General features: G+C 70.6%; 17 protein-coding genes and 1 pseudogene. 6 read left to right on the top strand and 12 right to left on the bottom strand.

Annotated features, from left to right (window positions below; genetic code table 11):
• Positions 1-16 precede the first annotated feature (16 nt).
• A complete protein-coding gene (locus ACWD3H_RS26465) occupies positions 17-1615 on the top strand; it encodes a glycoside hydrolase family 13 protein (protein ID WP_451956915.1) in 1599 nt (532 codons plus the stop codon).
• 114 nt (positions 1616-1729) lie between these two features.
• On the opposite strand, the gene ACWD3H_RS26460 is transcribed toward ACWD3H_RS26465, so the two are convergent.
• Together ACWD3H_RS26460 and ACWD3H_RS26455 are read right to left on the bottom strand one after the other, a co-directional pair.
• On the bottom strand, positions 1730-2899 hold the full coding sequence (locus ACWD3H_RS26460) for an MFS transporter (protein ID WP_451956914.1): 1170 nt from the start codon (positions 2897-2899) through the stop codon (positions 1730-1732).
• Between the two features lie 95 nt (positions 2900-2994).
• The gene (locus ACWD3H_RS26455) at positions 2995-3753 is read right to left on the bottom strand and encodes a DeoR/GlpR family DNA-binding transcription regulator (protein ID WP_350929912.1); all 759 of its coding nucleotides are present in this window, start codon (positions 3751-3753) and stop codon (positions 2995-2997) included.
• Positions 3754-3810: 57 nt separating this feature from the next.
• On the opposite strand from ACWD3H_RS26455, the gene ACWD3H_RS26450 reads away from it, so the two are divergent.
• Positions 3811-4794: a helix-turn-helix transcriptional regulator gene (locus ACWD3H_RS26450; protein WP_355561401.1), complete on the top strand. Its 984-nt coding sequence runs from the start codon at positions 3811-3813 to the stop codon at positions 4792-4794.
• Positions 4795-4833: 39 nt separating this feature from the next.
• Here ACWD3H_RS26450 and ACWD3H_RS26445 read toward each other — a convergent pair whose 3' ends face one another.
• From ACWD3H_RS26445 to ACWD3H_RS26435, 3 genes are read right to left on the bottom strand one after another with little or no spacing between them, the layout of a single operon-like run.
• Positions 4834-5610 carry an ABC transporter permease gene (locus ACWD3H_RS26445; RefSeq protein ID WP_451956913.1) on the bottom strand — a complete coding sequence of 259 codons (777 nt, stop codon included), beginning with the start codon at positions 5608-5610 and terminating at the stop codon, positions 4834-4836.
• Complete coding sequence (locus ACWD3H_RS26440) at positions 5607-7175, bottom strand: ABC transporter permease subunit (protein WP_451956912.1); 1569 nt, start codon at positions 7173-7175, stop codon at positions 5607-5609. The genes ACWD3H_RS26445 and ACWD3H_RS26440 overlap by 4 nt, the downstream gene beginning before the upstream one ends.
• A complete protein-coding gene (locus ACWD3H_RS26435) occupies positions 7172-8104 on the bottom strand; it encodes an ATP-binding cassette domain-containing protein (RefSeq protein ID WP_451956911.1) in 933 nt (310 codons plus the stop codon). The genes ACWD3H_RS26440 and ACWD3H_RS26435 overlap by 4 nt, the downstream gene beginning before the upstream one ends.
• A 113-nt stretch (positions 8105-8217) precedes the next feature.
• On the opposite strand from ACWD3H_RS26435, the gene ACWD3H_RS26430 reads away from it, so the two are divergent.
• Both ACWD3H_RS26430 and ACWD3H_RS26425 read left to right on the top strand, forming a co-directional pair.
• Positions 8218-9513, top strand: coding sequence for a sensor histidine kinase (locus tag ACWD3H_RS26430; RefSeq protein WP_451956910.1), 1296 nt, complete (start codon positions 8218-8220; stop codon positions 9511-9513).
• Entirely contained in the window at positions 9510-10202 is a 693-nt protein-coding gene (locus ACWD3H_RS26425) for a response regulator transcription factor (protein WP_355561415.1), read from the top strand. Before ACWD3H_RS26430 ends, ACWD3H_RS26425 begins: the two co-directional genes overlap by 4 nt.
• 101 nt (positions 10203-10303) lie before the next feature.
• Here ACWD3H_RS26425 and ACWD3H_RS26420 read toward each other — a convergent pair whose 3' ends face one another.
• A complete protein-coding gene (locus tag ACWD3H_RS26420) occupies positions 10304-10669 on the bottom strand; it encodes a DoxX family protein (protein ID WP_451956909.1) in 366 nt (121 codons plus the stop codon).
• Between the two features lie 131 nt (positions 10670-10800).
• Between ACWD3H_RS26420 and ACWD3H_RS26415 the strand changes: the two genes are divergently transcribed.
• The gene (locus tag ACWD3H_RS26415; protein ID WP_451956908.1) at positions 10801-11178 is read left to right on the top strand and encodes a winged helix-turn-helix transcriptional regulator; all 378 of its coding nucleotides are present in this window, start codon (positions 10801-10803) and stop codon (positions 11176-11178) included.
• A gap of 19 nt (positions 11179-11197) precedes the next feature.
• On the opposite strand, the gene ACWD3H_RS26410 is transcribed toward ACWD3H_RS26415, so the two are convergent.
• The 3 genes from ACWD3H_RS26410 to ACWD3H_RS26400 all read right to left on the bottom strand — a co-directional run bounded on the left by ACWD3H_RS26410 (position 11198) and on the right by ACWD3H_RS26400 (position 13915).
• Positions 11198-11380, bottom strand: a complete 183-nt coding sequence (locus ACWD3H_RS26410) for a hypothetical protein (protein ID WP_451956907.1) — start codon at positions 11378-11380, stop codon at positions 11198-11200.
• A gap of 107 nt (positions 11381-11487) precedes the next feature.
• A complete protein-coding gene (locus ACWD3H_RS26405; protein WP_451956906.1) occupies positions 11488-12810 on the bottom strand; it encodes an MFS transporter in 1323 nt (440 codons plus the stop codon).
• A gap of 31 nt (positions 12811-12841) precedes the next feature.
• Positions 12842-13915, bottom strand: a complete 1074-nt coding sequence (locus tag ACWD3H_RS26400) for a MerR family transcriptional regulator (RefSeq protein ID WP_451956905.1) — start codon at positions 13913-13915, stop codon at positions 12842-12844.
• A gap of 317 nt (positions 13916-14232) precedes the next feature.
• Between ACWD3H_RS26400 and ACWD3H_RS26395 the strand changes: the two genes are divergently transcribed.
• Positions 14233-14895 carry a class I SAM-dependent methyltransferase gene (locus ACWD3H_RS26395; RefSeq protein ID WP_451956904.1) on the top strand — a complete coding sequence of 221 codons (663 nt, stop codon included), beginning with the start codon at positions 14233-14235 and terminating at the stop codon, positions 14893-14895.
• Here the strand turns inward: ACWD3H_RS26395 and ACWD3H_RS26390 are convergent.
• The 3 genes and pseudogenes from ACWD3H_RS26390 to ACWD3H_RS26380 form a co-directional block, all read right to left on the bottom strand.
• On the bottom strand, positions 14892-15056 hold the full coding sequence (locus ACWD3H_RS26390; RefSeq protein WP_451956903.1) for a hypothetical protein: 165 nt from the start codon (positions 15054-15056) through the stop codon (positions 14892-14894). The two genes, ACWD3H_RS26395 and ACWD3H_RS26390, sit on opposite strands and share 4 nt — an antisense overlap.
• Complete coding sequence (locus ACWD3H_RS26385) at positions 15053-16021, bottom strand: ABC transporter transmembrane domain-containing protein (protein ID WP_451956902.1); 969 nt, start codon at positions 16019-16021, stop codon at positions 15053-15055. Before ACWD3H_RS26385 ends, ACWD3H_RS26390 begins: the two co-directional genes overlap by 4 nt.
• A gap of 112 nt (positions 16022-16133) precedes the next feature.
• Positions 16134-16835 (bottom strand): annotated as a pseudogene (locus ACWD3H_RS26380) (ABC transporter transmembrane domain-containing protein); the annotation flags it as partial.
• Positions 16836-16861 lie beyond the last annotated feature (26 nt).

The raw sequence follows: 16861 nt of genomic DNA, 5'->3' as shown, positions 1-16861 counted from the left end.
AAGGAGTTGTTCCAGCATGTCCGGCAGCACCTTCCCGGGAGCGACCCCGGACCCCGAAACATGGTGGCGGGGAGCCGCGATCTACCAGGTCTATCTCCGGAGCTTCGCCGACGGTGACGGCGACGGGATCGGCGACCTCGCGGGACTTCGCGCTCGCCTGCCATACCTCTCCGACCTGGGCATCGGTGCGATCTGGCTCAACCCCTGGTACCCGTCGCCGATGGCCGACGGCGGGTACGACGTGGCCGACTACCGTGACATCGAGCCATCGTTCGGCACGCTCGCCGAGGCGGAGGAGTTCATCGCCGAGGCGCATGCCCTGGGCATCAAGACGATCACCGACATCGTCCCCAACCACGGCTCCGACCAGCAGAAGTGGTTCGTGCGGGCACTGGAGGCCGGGCCCGGGTCGCCCGAGCGCGAACGCTTCCTGTTTCGCGAGGGCCGGGGAGCGAGCGGTGAGCTGCCGCCCAACGACTGGCAGTCGATCTTCGGCGGTCCCGCGTGGACCCGGGTCGCCGACGGCCAGTGGTACCTGCACCTGTTCGCCCCCGAGCAGCCGGACTTCAACTGGGCCAACCCCGAGGTCGTCGAGGAGTTCCACGACGTGCTGCGCTTCTGGTTCGACCGGGGCGTGGACGGCATCCGGATCGACTCGGCCGCCCTGCTGGTCAAGGACATGGACAGCGAGGGAGGACAGGAGGCGTACACCGACCTCGACGGCGTGCACGACATCTACCGGGGCTGGCGCCGGGTGGCCGAGGAGTACGACGACCGGATCCTGATCGGCGAGGTGTGGCTGCCCGACCAGGAGCGCTTCGCGCTCTACCTGCGCCCCGACGAGATGCACACCGCGTTCAACTTCGACTTCCTGGCGTGCCCCTGGGACGCCGCCGCGCTGCGCCGGTCGATCGAGGAGACCCTGGCCACGCACATCCCGCTGGGCGCGCCCCCCACCTGGGTGCTGTCCAACCACGACGTGACCCGCCCGGTGACCAAGTACGGCAGGGCCGACACCTCCTTCGACCACGCCGACCGCAAGCACGGCATGCCGTCGGATCCGGTGCTGGGCGAGCGGCGGGCCCGCGCGGCCGCACTGCTGGCGATGGCGCTTCCCGGCGGGCTCTACGTCTACCAGGGCGAGGAGCTGGGGCTGCCGGAGGTGGAGGACCTGCCGGACGAGCTGCGCCAGGACCCGATCTGGGTCCGTTCCGGCCACACCGATCCCGGCCGTGACGGCTGCCGGGTGCCGCTGCCCTGGTCGGGTGACGAGCCGCCGTTCGGGTTCGGCGCGGGGCAGCCGTGGCTGCCGCAGCCGCCGGAGTGGAAGGCGCTGACGGCCGAGGTGCAGGCCGCCGACCCGGCGTCCATGTTCACCCTCTACCGCACCGGGCTGGGTCTCCGCCGCGAGCTGCTCGGTGACGGCACGCTGGCCTGGCTGGAGGTGGGGGAGGGGGTGCTGGCCTTCCGCCGGGAGTCGGGCCTGATCTGCGTGGTCAACCTCGGCGCGGAGCCGGTCTCCCTGCCGGAGCACGAGTCGGTCCTGCTGGCCAGCGGTCCGCTGGAGGGGGACAGGCTCCCCTCCGACACCGCCGTCTGGCTCCGTGTGATCTGATCCCCCTCCGGGGCCGCCGCTGACCGGCCGTACCTCGCTCGGCCGGTCAGCGGCACCGTCCACCGGTGGCCTGGTGCATCCGGGTGACACTCCGGCCCCGCTCACTATTTTGATCTACTTTGTAAAGGGCGTGGCTCTGAGAGCCCCCGCGGCCAAGGCCACGAAAAAGGCCAGCAGGGCGGGGATCCCCAGCGCGCGGGGCAGGTCCATCAGCTCGGCGGCACCTCCGATCAGCACGGGGCCGGTGAGAAATCCCACGTAGCCCAGGCTCGACACCCGGGCCAGCGCCTGTCCGGCGCGAGCCGGGTCGCGGCGACCGGCCGCGGAGAAGACCTGGGGAACGATGCAGGACAGGCCTGCCCCGAAGCAGCCGAAACCGATCACCGCGGCGACCTGATGGTCGGCCAGCAGGGCCACCCCGAGTCCGGAGGCGGCCAGCGCACCGCACGCGCGCACCAGGTTCACCGGCCCCAGCCAGGCGGCCAGCCTGTCGCCGGCGAATCGGCCGGCGGTCATCATGACCGAGAAGGCGGCGTAGGCGGCCGCGGCGAACCCGTCGGAACTGCCAAGGCTCTCGCTCAGGTAGACGGAACTCCAGTCGGCCGTGGCTCCTTCTCCGATCATGCAGCAGAAGGCCAGGACACCCAGCAGCATCACCCCTTCACCCTTGCCGGACGCCGGTTCCGTTCCCGAGGGGGCGGCCTGTGCGGTCGGGGGGAGCGCCCAGCGGGCCGCCCAGAGCGCGAGCGCGGCGATCACCGCGGCGACCGCGGCGAACGTGGCTCCCGGGCTGAACGAAGCCTGGGCGAGCAGTCCTCCGGTGGTGGCACCGAGGAACCCGCCGATGCTGAACACCGCGTGGAAGGACGACATGATCGGCCGGCCCATGGCCTGCTCGACCTCGACGGCGCCTGCGTTCATCGCGACGTCCAGGGTGCCGTGCACCGCGCCGAAGACGAACAGCGCGACGGCCAGGCCGGCCAGGTTCGGCATGTAGGCGGGCAGGATCAGCACCACGCTCTGGGCGAAGGCCATCGGCAGCATCACCTTGGCGCTGCCGTAGCGGTCGACCAGGCGGCCGACCACCTGCATGCCGGCGATCGCCCCGGCGGCGATGCCGAGCAGCGCGATGCTGAGCTCGCCCTCGCTCAGCTCCAGCCCCTGCTTGATCGATGGGATACGCGCCGTCCAGGTGCCGATGGCCATGCCGGAGAGCAGGAAGAGCAGGTAGATCGCTACCCGGCCGCGCAGCAGCGCGGCCCGGTCGAAGGGGATGACGTGCATGGGGGAGGGCTCCAGTCAAGTGGTGCGGATCAGAGCAGACGGTTCGGGCCGCGGACTTTGGGGCGGGCCGTGGAGCAGGGGCTCCGGCCGGCGGGTCAGACGGCGCGGACGGCGACGCCTGCCGCGATCATGGCGTCGTGCTCGGCGGGGGGAAGCGCGGTGTCGGTGACGACCATGTCGAGGCGGTCCAGCGGGCAGACCGCGCCGAACGCGGTGCGGGTGAACTTGCCGGAGTCGGTGGCCGCGACCACGCGCCGGGCGGAGGCGATCGCGGCCTGCTTGACGGCGACGTCGGACAGGTCGTGGGCGGTGAGGCCATGTTCGGCGGACAGGCCGCAGCAGCCGATGACCGCGGTGTCGAAGCGCAGGGAGCGGATGGCGCTCTCGGTCAACGGGCCGGTGAAGCTCAGCTCACCGGGGCGGACCTCCCCGCCGGGCAGCACCAGGCGGATCCGGGGGGCGGTGCTGAGCTCGGCGGTGACCTGCAGGCAGAGCGGCAGGACCGTCAGGCGGCGGTCACGGATCGCGCGGGCGATCTCCAGGGAAGTGGTGCCGCTGTCGAGCAGCACGGCCTCGCCGTCGGCGAGCAGGGCCGCGACCTCGCTCGCGATCCGCCGCTTGGCCTCTGTCGCCTCGCGTTCGCGGACCACGAAGGGCGGTTCCTCCCCGCGCAGCAGCAGGCTCACCGCGCCGCCGCGGACCCGCCTGACCACGCCCTGCTGGGCGAGCTCGTCGAGGTCGCGGCGGATGGTCATCTCCGAGACCGCGTGCTCGACCGCCAGCTCCGCGACGGAGACGGCGTCGCTGGCGCGCAGCGCCGACATGATCGCGCGAATGCGATTGTTACCTTCCATGTGTTCATTTGAACATGGAGTGTGTGAGGTTGGCAAACGTGCGGAACAATGGCCGCCATGCGCGCGAGTCGTCTGCTCTCCCTCCTGCTGCTCCTGCAGACGCGGGGGCAGCTGACGGCCACCGAGCTGGCCAGGGAGCTGGAGGTCTCCGTCCGCACGGTCTACCGCGATGTCGAGGCGCTGTCGTCGGCCGGGGTGCCGGTCTACGCCGACCGCGGGCCCGCCGGTGGATATCGCCTGCTGGACGGCTACCGCACCCGCCTCAACGGCCTGACCGCCGAGGAGGCCTCCTCGCTGTTCCTGGCGGCGCTGCCCGGCCCCGCCGCCGAACTAGGACTGGCCGAGGTCGCGGCGAACGCCGAGCTGAAGATGCTCGCCGCGCTGCCCCCCGAGCCGCGCTTCCACGCCGCCAGGATGCGCGAGCGCTTCCACCTGGACGTGCCCGGCTGGTATCGCGACGCCGACGCGGCTCCCTTCCTGGGAGAGGTCGCCGAGGCGGTGTGGGAGCAGCGCCCGCTGCGCATGACCTACCGCCGCTGGGGGCCCCGCGACGTCGAGCGCCTGGCACACCCGTACGGCCTGGTCCTCAAGGGCGGGTCGTGGTACATGGTGGCCGCCGCCGGTGAGGGGGAGCCGCGCACCTACAAGGTGGCGCGGATCGTGAGCGCCGAGCTCCTGGCGGGGCGTTTCGAGCGCCCCGCCGACTTCGATCTGCCCACCTTCTGGCAGCGCTATGCGGCCGACTTCCGCGAGCGGATGTACACCGGTGAGGCGCTGGTGCGGATGGCGCCCGGCACCGAGGGGATGCTTCGCCACACGGTGGGCGCCGAGGTCGCCGAGGCCGCGCTCGCCGCCGCGGGCCCGCCCGACGAGCGCGGCTGGGTGGTGCTGCGCCTGCCGACCGAGTCCGTCAGGCACGCCCACTGGCTGCTACTGCGCCTGGGGGCGGACATCGAGGTGCTGGAGCCGCCCGAGTTGCGTGAGCGGATGGCCGCCACCGTCGCCGGCCTGGCCACGCTTTACGGCACGAGTCCCGGCTGAACGTTCGCCTGACCGGCCGGGCGCTGCCGGGAGGTGCGCTCACGCGTCGCGCAGCCGCAGCGCCAGGCCGCCGCCCAGGAGCGCCGCGGCGGCCCAGGCGGCGAGTACGCCGAGGCCCGCCCACGGGGCCAGGGGCAGAGCGGAGAGGTTGGTGGTCGACTGGATGGCGAGCCCCGCGTTCATCGGCGAGAGCCGCCACAGGAACCGCTGCCAGTCCGGGTCGCTGATCATGAAGGGAAGCACCGAGAGAACGTAGAGCAGGCCGAACACGACGCCGATGGCGGCGGCGGAATCCCGTACGGCGGTGGCGACGCCGAGGCTGAGCAAGGCGATCAGCGCGAGATAGAGGACCGAGCCGGCGGCCGCGCGCAGCGTCGGCCCGTCGGCCAGCGACAGCGGCGGGTGGCCGTGCGCGGGGGTGAAGCCGTTGCCGGGCAGGATGAGCCGCCCGCCCAGTACGGACACGAGCACGGCAACGGTCCCGGCGGCCGTCGTCAGGCCGGTAAGGATGGCGGCCTTGGCGGCCAGGACGTGGCTGCGGCGCGGCATCGCCGCGAGGGTGGCGCGGATCATCCCGCCGCCGTACTCGCCGCTGATCGCCAGGACGGCCAGGATGGCGACGGCGGCCTGACCCACCTGGACCCCCATGAGGCTGAGCTTGGGGACGTCGTGGTCACATCCCACCGGCCGGCAGGAGACGGTCGCGGCCGCCGCGGCGCTCACGGCCGCGGTCAGCACGATGACCGCGAGCAGCAGCCGGCCGGTGCCCGGTATGGTGCGCAGTTTGGTCCATTCGGCGTGCAGCGCTCGTCTCATGCGTCCCTCCGGCGCAGTTGGAAGACGGCCAGGCCGAGGGCGAGCACCGCGTAGCCGCCCAGCACGGCGAGCCCGGCCCATGGCTCCAGCGGGTAGTAACCGCCCTGCGGGCTGTGGTGGCCGAGCACATGCGCGTACTCCGGGATGCTCTGCTGGATCGCGAAGCCGGCCGCCGGAGTGAGCCGCAGGAGCCACTGCGCCACCCCCAGGGGCAGGACGGAGGCGGTGGCGAGGATATGGGGCACGACGATGGCCACGATGGCGGCGGTGACCGCCGCGGCGCTGTGCCGGAACAGGGCGCCGAGAGCGAGTGCGAAGACGGCGGCGGCGGCGAGCAGTGCCGCGATGCCGGCCACGACGCGGAGCTCGGTGAGCGTGCTCACCGGAAGCACGGGGTTGCCGTCCGCGCGCAGGATCCGTGTGCCGACGGGGACGACCGTGCCGGCGGCGGCCAGCCCGGCGACGAAGGTCACCGTGCCGATCACCACGGCCTTGGCGGCCAGGACCCGGCCGCGCCGTGGGCTGGCGAGCAGGGTGGTGTGGATCAGGCCACGCCGGTATTCGGCGGTGATGAACAGCACGGCCACCACGATCACCACGATCAGCCCGGCCAGCACACCGGACAGGGTGGTCTCGATGCTCAGGCCTTCCGTGCTCGGCGCGATGTCACCGGATCCGGTCACGGTGAACGTGCCACCGGACTCGACGACCCCGCTCGGCCGGTGGTAGCGCTCCCAGTCGGTCTTTCCGGCGCCTCCCACATTGTCGCGGCTCCACTCGCCGCGGGGCGTCGCCCCCTCCAGGCTGACCTGGTCGAAGACAGCGGTTGCCTGGGTGAAGCGAACCTGCTGGATGCTGCCGCCGAGATCGGCCTGCTTCACCGTCAGATCGCCCGGGGAGGTGACGAAGAGCCCGACCCGCACCGTGGCCGGCAGTCCGGTCAGGCGAGCCGTGCCGACCTTGGTCCACTGCCTGCCGTCGGCCGACTCGTAGCCGGTGAGCGTGTCGCCGGATCGGGTCAGCCGCAGCCAGCGCGGGGACGCCGCGGAAACGCCGCCGGGCCGGCCGGCGGTGTCCCGGGTGAAGTTGTGCTGCATGCGCACTCCGTGGCTGCCGGTGACCATCACCGCCGCATAGGCGGAGCCCCGCCGGATGCCGTCCTTGATGATGATCCCGGCCTTCGCCCAGGGCACGACACCGGAGACGATCTTGTCGTGGTCGGGCGGGGGATAGGTGATGATGCCGCTCAGCGAGGTCACCCGGACGGTGATGCCGCCGTCTCCGGACAACGGCCGGTGCGCGAAGGACAACGTGTCGTCCACCGCCTCGCCGCCCGGGCCCACCGGGAGGGCGGGGCAGACATCGCTCGCACCGCCGCAGGATGTGTGGCTGCCTGTGGCGGTGAGCAGTCCGAGCAGCACGATGACCAGCGCCGTGACCACCATGCCGATCAGCTGGCCGCGGACCGTACGGAACTTGGTCCACTCCGCGCGCAGTAGTTGGGCGAAGCCGCCGCGCCCGGCCTGCGGGTCCGAGCGGTACGGGGTGACGGTGCCGGTGGTCATCGCGTGGCCTCCTGTCCCAGGGAGGCGCGGAACTCCACCTCGTCCCGGGTCAGGTCCATGTACGCCTCCTCCAGCGTCGCGCGGTGGGCCGTCACCTCGGAGAACGGCACCGCGTTCTGACCGAGAAGCGCCACGACGCGCGTCGCCTCCAGCCCGGAGACGGTGAGCGTGTCGCGCTCGGTGGCGGCCACGGTGGCGCCGGCGCGCGCCAGCACCTCCATCGCCTCCGCCCGCGCCGTGGTGCGCAGCGCGACCTGGCCGCGGGACGCGGCCGCGATCAGCTCGGCCACGCCGGTGTCCGCGACGACCCGCCCCCGGCCCACCACCACGAGATGACCGGCGGTGTCCTGCAACTCGCTCATCAGGTGGCTGGAGACCAGGACGGCGCGGCCCTGCTCGGCCAGCGACCGTAGGAAGCCGCGAATCCACACGACGCCTTCGGGGTCGAGGCCGTTGACCGGCTCGTCGAGCATCAGCACCGGCGGGTCGCCGAGCAGCGCCGCGGCGATCCCGAGCCGCTGCCGCATGCCCAGCGAGTAGCCGCCCGCCTTGCGCCTGGCCGCCGATTCCAGCCCCACCAGCCCGATCACCTCGTCGACCCGCCTGGCGGACAGTCCCTGGGAGTGGGCCAGCCACAGCAGGTGGTTGCGCCCGGTACGGCTCGGTTGCGGCGCGGCGGCGTCCAGCAGCGCCCCGACGTGGCACAGCGGCCGGCGCAGGCTCCGGTAGGGCCGCCCGCCGACCAGCGCGTAGCCCTCGTCGGCCGCGTCCAGGCCGAGGATCACCCGCATCGTGGTGGACTTGCCCGCCCCGTTGGGGCCGACGAAACCGGTGACCTGCCCCGGTTTGACGGTGAAGGACATCCCGTCCAGCGCCGTGGTCCGGCCGAAGCGCTTGCGCAGCCCGGCGACTTCGATGGTTGCTCGCATGCCAGGCAGACTAGGCAGCGGCGGGGACGCGGTCGTCACGCCGCGGAGCCATCTTCGCCGTCACGGGCAGGAGCGACACGGCATCCCTCACGTGAGGGATGCCAGAACGTCAGATGACCACGACAATGGCCTTCGTGCACCCAGCGGACGACCGGATCGGCGGATGGGCCGCCGGTTGGCGGCGGATCGCCGCGACCCGGCACGCGCCTGTCGCGGCCGGCGCGCTGCTGGCGGTGCTCGCGCTGGCCGAGTCGATCGCGCACGCCCGCGACACACCGCTGGCGAAGGCGTTCGGTCATGCCGTCACTACACCGGTGGGCGAGTCGATCGTGCACGGCGGGGGTGCGCCGCCGGTCGAAAGCGGCAACCCCGCTCTGTATCTCGTGGTGTTCGGCCTGCTCGGCCTGGCCACCACGCTGCCCGTCGCGCTGCTGTGGACGCAGCCGGCCGCGGCCGCGGTGGTCGTCTCCGCGACGGTCATGTTGTCGCCGGTGGCCTTTCACACGCTGACCGTGGCGGGTGTGGCCGCACAGCTGATCTGCGGATACCGGCTCGGCCGCACCGGCTCGCAGCGGCTGGCCGTCCTTCTCGCGGCACCGTTCCCCATCCTGGCGCTTGCCGTTCCCGCGGGCGGCGAGGCGGGGGTTCTCATCCTGTCGGCGGCCTGCCTGGCTCCGGCGGCGGCCCTGGCCGGGATCGCACGGCGAGCCCGCGCTGAGGCCCTGGAGAACAGCGCGGCCCGGCAGGTCATCGCCGACAGCCTGCTGGAGCACACCGCGCGCGGCGAGCGCGCTCGCATCGCCCGCGAGCTGCACGATGTCGTCGCCCACCACATTTCCATGGTCGCCGTGCAGGCGGAGACGGCCCGGCTGGCCGTGCCCGGGATGCCGGCCGCCGGTGCGGAACGATTGTCGGCCATCGGGGACACCGCCCGGGCGGCGCTGACCGAGATGCGGCGACTGCTCGGCGTGCTACGCGAGGACGCCGAGGCGGACGCGGCGGACCGGCGGCCCCAGCCGGGCCTGCGCCTGGCCGAGCTCAACGAGCTGCTCGACCAGGCGCGGCAGGCGTCAGGCACGGGTGTCCGCCTCATCCTGCGCGGTCCGCCGGTCACGCTCGACCCAGGTGTCGAGCTCGCCGCCCACCGCATCGTCCAGGAGGCCCTCACCAACGCCCGGCGGCACGCGCCGGGCGCCGCCGTCGACGTGGAGCTGCACTACGGTGGCGATGCCCTGCGCCTGCTCATCCGCGACAACGGACCCGGCCCCCGTGCCTCGGTGCCTGCCGGCGGTCACGGGCTGTCCGGCATGCGGGAGCGTGCCACAGCCGTCGGGGGTGAGCTGCGCACCGGCCCCGCCGCAGGCGGTGGCTTCCTCGTCGAGGCGCGCCTGCCCGGGGCGGCCGGATGACCGGCAGGCCACCGATGGTTCGCGTCGTCGTCGCCGACGACCACCTGGTCGTCCGCACCGGCTTCGCCGAACTGCTCAACACCCAGCCCGACCTCGAGGTCGTCGGCACCGCCCGCGACGGGGCCGAGGCGGTACGGATCTGCCGCGAGCTGTCGCCCGACGTCGTCCTGATGGACGTCCGCATGCCGGGGATGGACGGTATCGAGGCCACCAGGCGGCTCGCCGGCGGGCCACGCGTCCTTATTCTGACGACCTTCGACCTGGACGAGTACGTCTACGACGCGCTGCGTGCCGGAGCGAGCGGATTCCTGCTCAAGGACGTCACCGCCGAGCGGCTCTTCGACGCGGTACGGGTCATCGCCGCAGGCGAGGCGCTCCTGGCTCCGGCGGTCACCCGCCGCCTCATCAGTGAGTTCGCCCTGCTGCCCCCGAAGCCCGACGCCGTCTCCATGGCCGCGCTCGCCGCGCTCACCCCTCGTGAGACGCAGGTCCTGCGGCTGGTCGCGGAAGGCCTGTCCAATCCGGAGATAGCAAGCCGTTTGACGGTCACGGAGGAGACCGTCAAGACGCATGTGAGCCGGGTGCTGAACAAGCTCGGGCTACGCGACAGGACACAGGCGGTCGTCACGGCGTACGAGACAGGACTGGTCGTGCCGCGCTCCCGCGGGCCGATCACCCGAGGCGGCTAATCGATTGCGAGCACCGAGAGCACCCGCGACTGTCGTCGGGCCGCAGGTCAACATGGAGCGCCCCGGAGCCAAGCGAGGGCAGACGACGTTGGGCAGAGGGTTCAGAGCCAGATGGTGCCGAGCCAGGCGGTTGCGGCGGCGGCTGCCAGGAGGGCGATGTTGAGTCCGATCTGCCGGACCTCGCTGCGGCTCAGGTGGACCGCGATGCCGCCTATCTGGATCAGGACGAGGCCGCTCGCCGCGGCGATGGCGAGCCAGGGCGCGATCCCGGTCAGCGGCGGCAGGATCAGGCCGGCCGCGCCGAGGACTTCCAGGACTCCGATCAAGCGGACGAGCGGCATGGGAACGGTGTCGACCCAGCCCATCATCGGCTGAAGCCGCTCCTGGCTTTGGGTGATCTTCTTGCCGCCGGCGTAGAGGTAGAAGACGGCCAGGAGTGCCGCGACGATCCAGTAGGAAATCTCCATGAAGGACACCTCGGGGGCTAGTGACGCGGCGCCGGCCACGATGGTTACCAGTCGTAAGTAGCTTCATGATGCGTCACTATTGAAAGCCTTACAAAAGGCACATGCATGTGCGTTACACACAGAGGGCTGTCATGTCGGAGTACGAGCGCACCTGCATGATCCGAGGAGATGGAGGACGGACGATCCGCGCCATCCTCGACCGCATCTGCAACAAGTGGACGCTGCTGATCGTGGCGACCCTCGATCAGGGAAGCCTGCGCTTCACCGGCCTGCACCAGCAGATCCCCGGGATCTCCCAGCGCATGCTGACCCTGACGCTCCGGAACCTCGAACGCGACGGCCTGGTCTCCCGGACGGTGCACGCCGAGGTCCCGCCACGGGTCGAATACGCACTGACCCCCACCGGCAAGAGCCTCATTCCGCCAGCACTGGCCCTCGCCGGCTGGGCCATCGAGCACGTCCCGCACATCGAGACCAGCCGAGAGGCCTACCAGACCCGAAACCAATGACCCGATGCCCCGCCTCCGGCTACTTCGCCCCTGGTACGCCGATCTTCAACGGCGCCCCGGGCCAGAAGCAGGTCCTCGGCCATGGCCGCACCGCCCTGGCGGCAGCTCTCCGCAGGTCCGCGACGAACGCGGCCCTGGTGCCGGCGTCGCCGACCGGCTCGCGGAAGACCCGCGCGTCGGCTCGCCCTTCAGCCACGCCCATGCGAACATGCTGGGCCGTTACTCCTTCGCCTTGCCCGAGCTGCCCGGAGGAATGCGGCCGTCGGGTGAGCCAGACGACCTGACGTTCAGCGGTACCCGGCCCGGTGCTCACCCGCTGACAACATCCTCTGTTCTCGGGGCGGCGTAGTGCCACAGCTGAGGTGCCATCCACACGATCATGGCGACGGTCATCACGGTGAGCAGCCCGCCAACGCAGATCGTCACCTGAGGGCCGTATACCACCGCGGCGGTCCCGTGCAGCAGGTTGGCGATCTGCGGGCCCCCGATGAGGACGACGGTGAGTGATCCTTGAATCCGGCCGCGCATGGCGTCGTCGGTATACGCCTGTGAGATGGCGTTGCGGAAGGTACTGAGCACGAAGTTCGCCGCACCGCCGAACATGAGCGCCGCCAGCGCGAGCCAGAGTCGCGGAGCCAAGCCAAGGACCACGACGGTTACCCCCCAGACGGCGGCAGCCGATGCCATCAGGGCACCGTGGCGACGGGCGCGGGTGAACCTTCCCGACATCAGCCCGGCCGCGAAGACACCGGCCGGGTAGGCGGCGTAAAGCAGGCCCAGCTCCAGGCCTCCTCCCGCGGGCCCGCCGTAGGTGCGTTGCGCCAGTTCCGGAAAAAGCGCTATCGGCATCCCGAAGACCATCGCAGCAAGATCTACTGCCAGCACGGCTACGAGCACCCGGCCGGCAAGCAGGTAGCGGAACCCGGCGAGCACCTGTCCAAGCGTGGACCGACGCCGGTCACGCTGTGCCGGCGCATCGTCCGTTGGTGCTTTTGATATCCCATCGGGCAATCCGTCACGTGACACCGGGTGAGGGCTGGGCAAGATCGGCGGCAACTTGGCCACCGCCCACACGACGGCCAGCAGCGTAACGGCGTCGAACAGGTAAAGCGTGCCGAGCCCGACCACCGGAATCAGCACGCCTGCCAGTAACGGGCCCATGATCGACCCGGTGTAGCGGACGAGCGAACTGAGACCGTTCGCCGCGGGCAGCAGGCCGACGGGTACGAGGCGGGGCACCGCTGCACCCATCGTCACCATGATCGCCCCGAAGGTCAGTCCCTGGCATGCCACCAACGCCAACAGGACGGCGACAGAGCGGCCTCCCAGGGCGGCCTGAGCCCACAGCGCCGCGTAGGTCAGCGCAAGGCCACAGTGAGCGGCCAGCAGCAGCCGTCGCCGGTCCATGAGGTCGGCGAGGGTTCCGACCCACAGCGACGCGATCACCAAAGCACCGAATGACACTGCGGCCGCGGCGCCGACGGTCGCGGACGAGCCGGTCAAGGTGAACAGCTGCGTCGGCACCGTAACCACGCTGAACGAGCCACCGACCGCGCAGGTGGCCGAGGCGACCCACAACCGCCGGTAGGCGGGGATCGCCAGGGGACGCCGGTCGAGCGTGTACGCGCCCAAAGAGCGTACAGCCGACGCGCTCACCTTCCACTCACAGCGTCACCACATCAGCCACCACGCAAGCGATGTTGTCCGGGGCGCCCGCGTCGTATGCCAGCCTGACCAGCTCATCGAGGACCTGCTCGGGGGCGCCCGTGCCGCTCAGTACGCCGCGCAGTGACTCTGTCGCAACGACGGTGGCCAGCCCGTCGGAGCACAGCAAGTAGCGGTCGCCGGCCACGGCCGTATGCAGCGACAGGTCAGGCTGGGACCGGCCTGTGCCCGTGAGTGCACGGACCAGCAATGAGCGTTGCGGATGCGAGACGGCCTCCTCGGGGCTGAGGCGGCCTTCGTCGACCAGCGACTGCACGTAGGTGTGGTCGTGGGTGATCTGGAAGATCTCGCCGTCGCGCAGCAGATACGCTCGCGTGTCACCGATGTGCACCAGCGCCAGCTGGGAGCCAGACCACAGCATCGCGGTCAGCGTCGTGACCGCCTCACCGGACAGTGCCGACTCGGCAATGCCGCGAATCGCCCGGTCGGCCTGACCAATCGCATCGGCGAGCGCGCCGAGAAGGTCACCGGCAGGTACGGCCTTCGTCTCCAACGGCTTGAGGGCGTCGATGGCCGCCATGCTTGCGAGATTCCCACCCGGCCCGCGCATTCCATCGGCCACCGCCAGCAACCGAGCGCCGGCGTAGGCGACGTCCTCATTGCTCGTGCGAACCAGCCCCGACTCCGACCGTGCCGCGTAGCGGATCCCGATCATGGTTTCTGCGTCTTCCACAGCGCCACCCCTTCCTGACAGGTAGTCGACGAGGAAGGTGGCGAGTTGTTCGCGTACAGCGGTGTCGGCCATGACCTGTGCCCAATAGTCGGCGACCTGCTCGGCCGCCGCATGCGGCTCCAGGTCGCATACCTGGCGGATGCGGGCCAGCGGCATGCCCAGCCGCCGCAACCACGCGATCAACCGGGCCCGCTCTAATTGCGTCGGATCGTAGAAGCGGTACCCCGACTCCCCGTCCACCGCAGCCGGCCGGAGCAACCCGAGCTCGTCGTACAGCCGTAACGCCTTCGGCGACAATCGCGTAGCCCGGGCGAACGCCCCGATCGTCAGTAGCCCCACACCCAACCCTCCTCGCACCGGCCAGGACGACCGGCACCACGATGCTGCGCCTTCACCCAAGGGCAAGGTCCACCCCTCACCGTCGGCGAGGCCACGAACAGAGCAATGTGTCACCAGTCCCGAACGGCAAGCGGGAGCCCGGTTGGCCGTCTCAGAAGCATGGCCCCATGATCGACGAGACAGGACAGCCACCCCGCTGGCAAGACCTTCGCGGGCGGGAGACCCAGCGGATAGCGGCGTCCGACCGGCGGGCACGGGAGGGGGAGGTTCGAGCTGAGAGCCCATGAACGGCTGGATTCTCCGTGTATGAATGAATCATGACCGCGCGCTACGAAGGCCATGCCGAGTGGTACGACGACTACATCGGGCCCGGTGCCGCCGCCAACGTCGACTGGATAGTCGATCTTCTCGGTCCTGGAGAAGGCCTATGCCTGGACGTCGGCTGCGGCACTGGCCTGTACCTCGACACCATCCGATCGACCGGCCGGAGCGTCGTCGGTCTCGACCGTTCAGCCGACCAGTTGCGTCTGGCCCGCCACAGGGACCGCGCTCCGCTCCTCCAGAGCGACGCGACGATGCTCCCGTTCGCCGCGGACACCTTCGGCACCGTCACCGCGCTGTGGGTCTCTACCGATATCGGTGACTTCGCCGGACTGCTGAAAGAGGCGGCTCGCGTGCTGCTTCCGGGTGGTTTGCTGTTGTTCTACGGCGTGCATCCCTGCTTCAACGGCCCGCATGTCGAGCTCCGTCAGGACGGAGCGGTGGTCATCCATCCCACCTACCGGATCAGGGGCCGGCATAAGCGCTCGCCGTGGTGGCGTGAAGGCGGGGTCCGGGACCGGGTGGGGATGAGCCACGTGCCGCTGCCCGACTTGATCAACGCGTTCATCGACGCCGAGCTGAGTATCGATCGGGTGTACGAGCCGCGCGAACACCTCGTCCCATCCGTGCTGGCAGTAAAGGCATTTCATCGAAACTAGGCCGACGGGGTGGAGAACAGGACACGCGGCTCCAAGTTCAGCCGATCGGCGATCCGGGCCACCGCCACGGGCGGCGCCGAGCGAAGCTCGTCGGCGGTATCGAGGACAGGACGGAGTTCGGCCCAGGCCCATGCTCCGAGCGTCGTGTCGGTCGTGGTCACGGGAGTCCGCGGCTGCTCGGGAACGAATCCCTCTCGCAGTCCGGTCGACATGCCCATCTCGCCAACTCGGAACGTGCGCCGCGGAGTTTGCCACCGATATCCGCCAGCGACAGCAGCGGATCCGCGCAGCGGGCGGCCAGCACAAGAATCGTCAAAATCTCTGCCGCACCGACATTCCCGCCGAGCGCGAGGTAGGCGCCCAGGACCAGCAACACGGTGAACATCGCCTGCACCGTGAGCGTCAAGCCCAACACGCCGGGCAGCGCCGACAGCGTGGAACGGCGGGACGCGCGCTGGACCTCCCGCAGTGAGTCGTCGAGCGACCGGAAGCGTTCGACGGTCCGGCCGCCGGCTCGCAGCACCGGCTGGGCCTGGAGATATTCGATGACTCGCGCGGTGGCCTCATGGTCGCGTTCGGCGCGCTCCGCATCGGTGGCGGCCATCGAGCGTCCCGTCCAGATCTGGATCGCCGCCACGATCGGTACGGCGACCAACGCGGCCAGCCCCATGTGCCCGTTGAAGGCAAGCATCACGACAACGATCGTCAGGGGAGTGGCACAGGCGGAGATGAACGGTGCCAGCAGATGCGCGATCACGCTCATCCCCTGCAGGACGCCACGGCTGGCCAGGACGGACACCTCCCCGACGCGGCCTGCGCTGTACCAGCCGATGGGCAATCGAGCCAGATGATCGCCGAGACGGTGATACATACCGAGCAACAGCGTGGTCCCGACGCGGAAACCGGACAGATCGCTGACATAGCGCAGCACCGCGTAGACCGCGACCGCGGCCCCTAACGCGATCAGCCAGGGCCAGGCATCTCCGGGGGTGCTCCCGAACAGTGACCGCAGCACTGGAACCAGCAGGGCGTAGGACAAACCCTCGACCACCGCGGTCGTCGTCATCAGGGCCACGGTGCGACGCACCGGCTGGGCGTACTCGTGTCCCAGCACGCGCAGCAGCATTCGAAATCCCCGCGGCGATCCCGGAGATACCGCGCACCCACCGCAGAAAGGTGCCGACGAAATCGTCCGTGGCCGTGCGGAATCTGTGGTGGGAGCGCTGGGCTCCGCCGAACGCCTTCACCACCGAGATGCCCTGTACGAACTCGACGACGGAACTCGCGATCCGTCCCATGGCCGCATCGAACTCCTCCTGCTCGCGCAGCCGGGTCGGGGTCATCATCAGGGGGACCAGCGCCACTGCCAGCGCCACCGGGATCAGCGTGATCAGCGTGAGCCGCCAGTCGACGGTGAACAAGTAGACCAGCGACACCAGCGGCACCACGAACGCGGCGACGAGCTCGCCGGGGGTGTGGGCGATGAACGGGTGCACGGCACTCACGTCCTCCCCCACCACCTTGGCCAGCTCGCCGGTCCGGCGCCGGGAGAACCAGCCGATCGGTACGCGTCCCAGCCGCGCGGCCAGTTGCCGGCGAAACGACAGTTGCACCTGGCCGTCGAGAACATGTCCGAGTCCGGACGAGGCGGCCGTGAACAGCAGTCGGACGAACAAGCCGACCGCACCCGCGATCACGATGAACCAGACATGACCGTGATCGATCGGGCCGGGCGACAACAGCGTAGGACCCAATTCGACGACCGCCAGCAGCGGTGCCAGACCCGCGACAGCGCCAATCACCTGCAGGACCACAACGGCGGCGAAGCTCCCCAGATGAGGGCGCAGCAGCCCTGCCAGGCTCTGCCCCGCCGCGGAATCGGCAGCTGATGGTGGTGGTGCGGACCGTCCCCTCACCTCGGCAAGGTCGGTGATTGTCATCGCTCTCCCGTCTTCGTCGATCTCGT

The organism is Streptosporangium sp. NPDC002607, from assembly GCF_053592655.1.
Note: the sequence above shows the minus strand (reverse complement) of the source record. Positions and strands in the feature narration are given on the sequence as shown.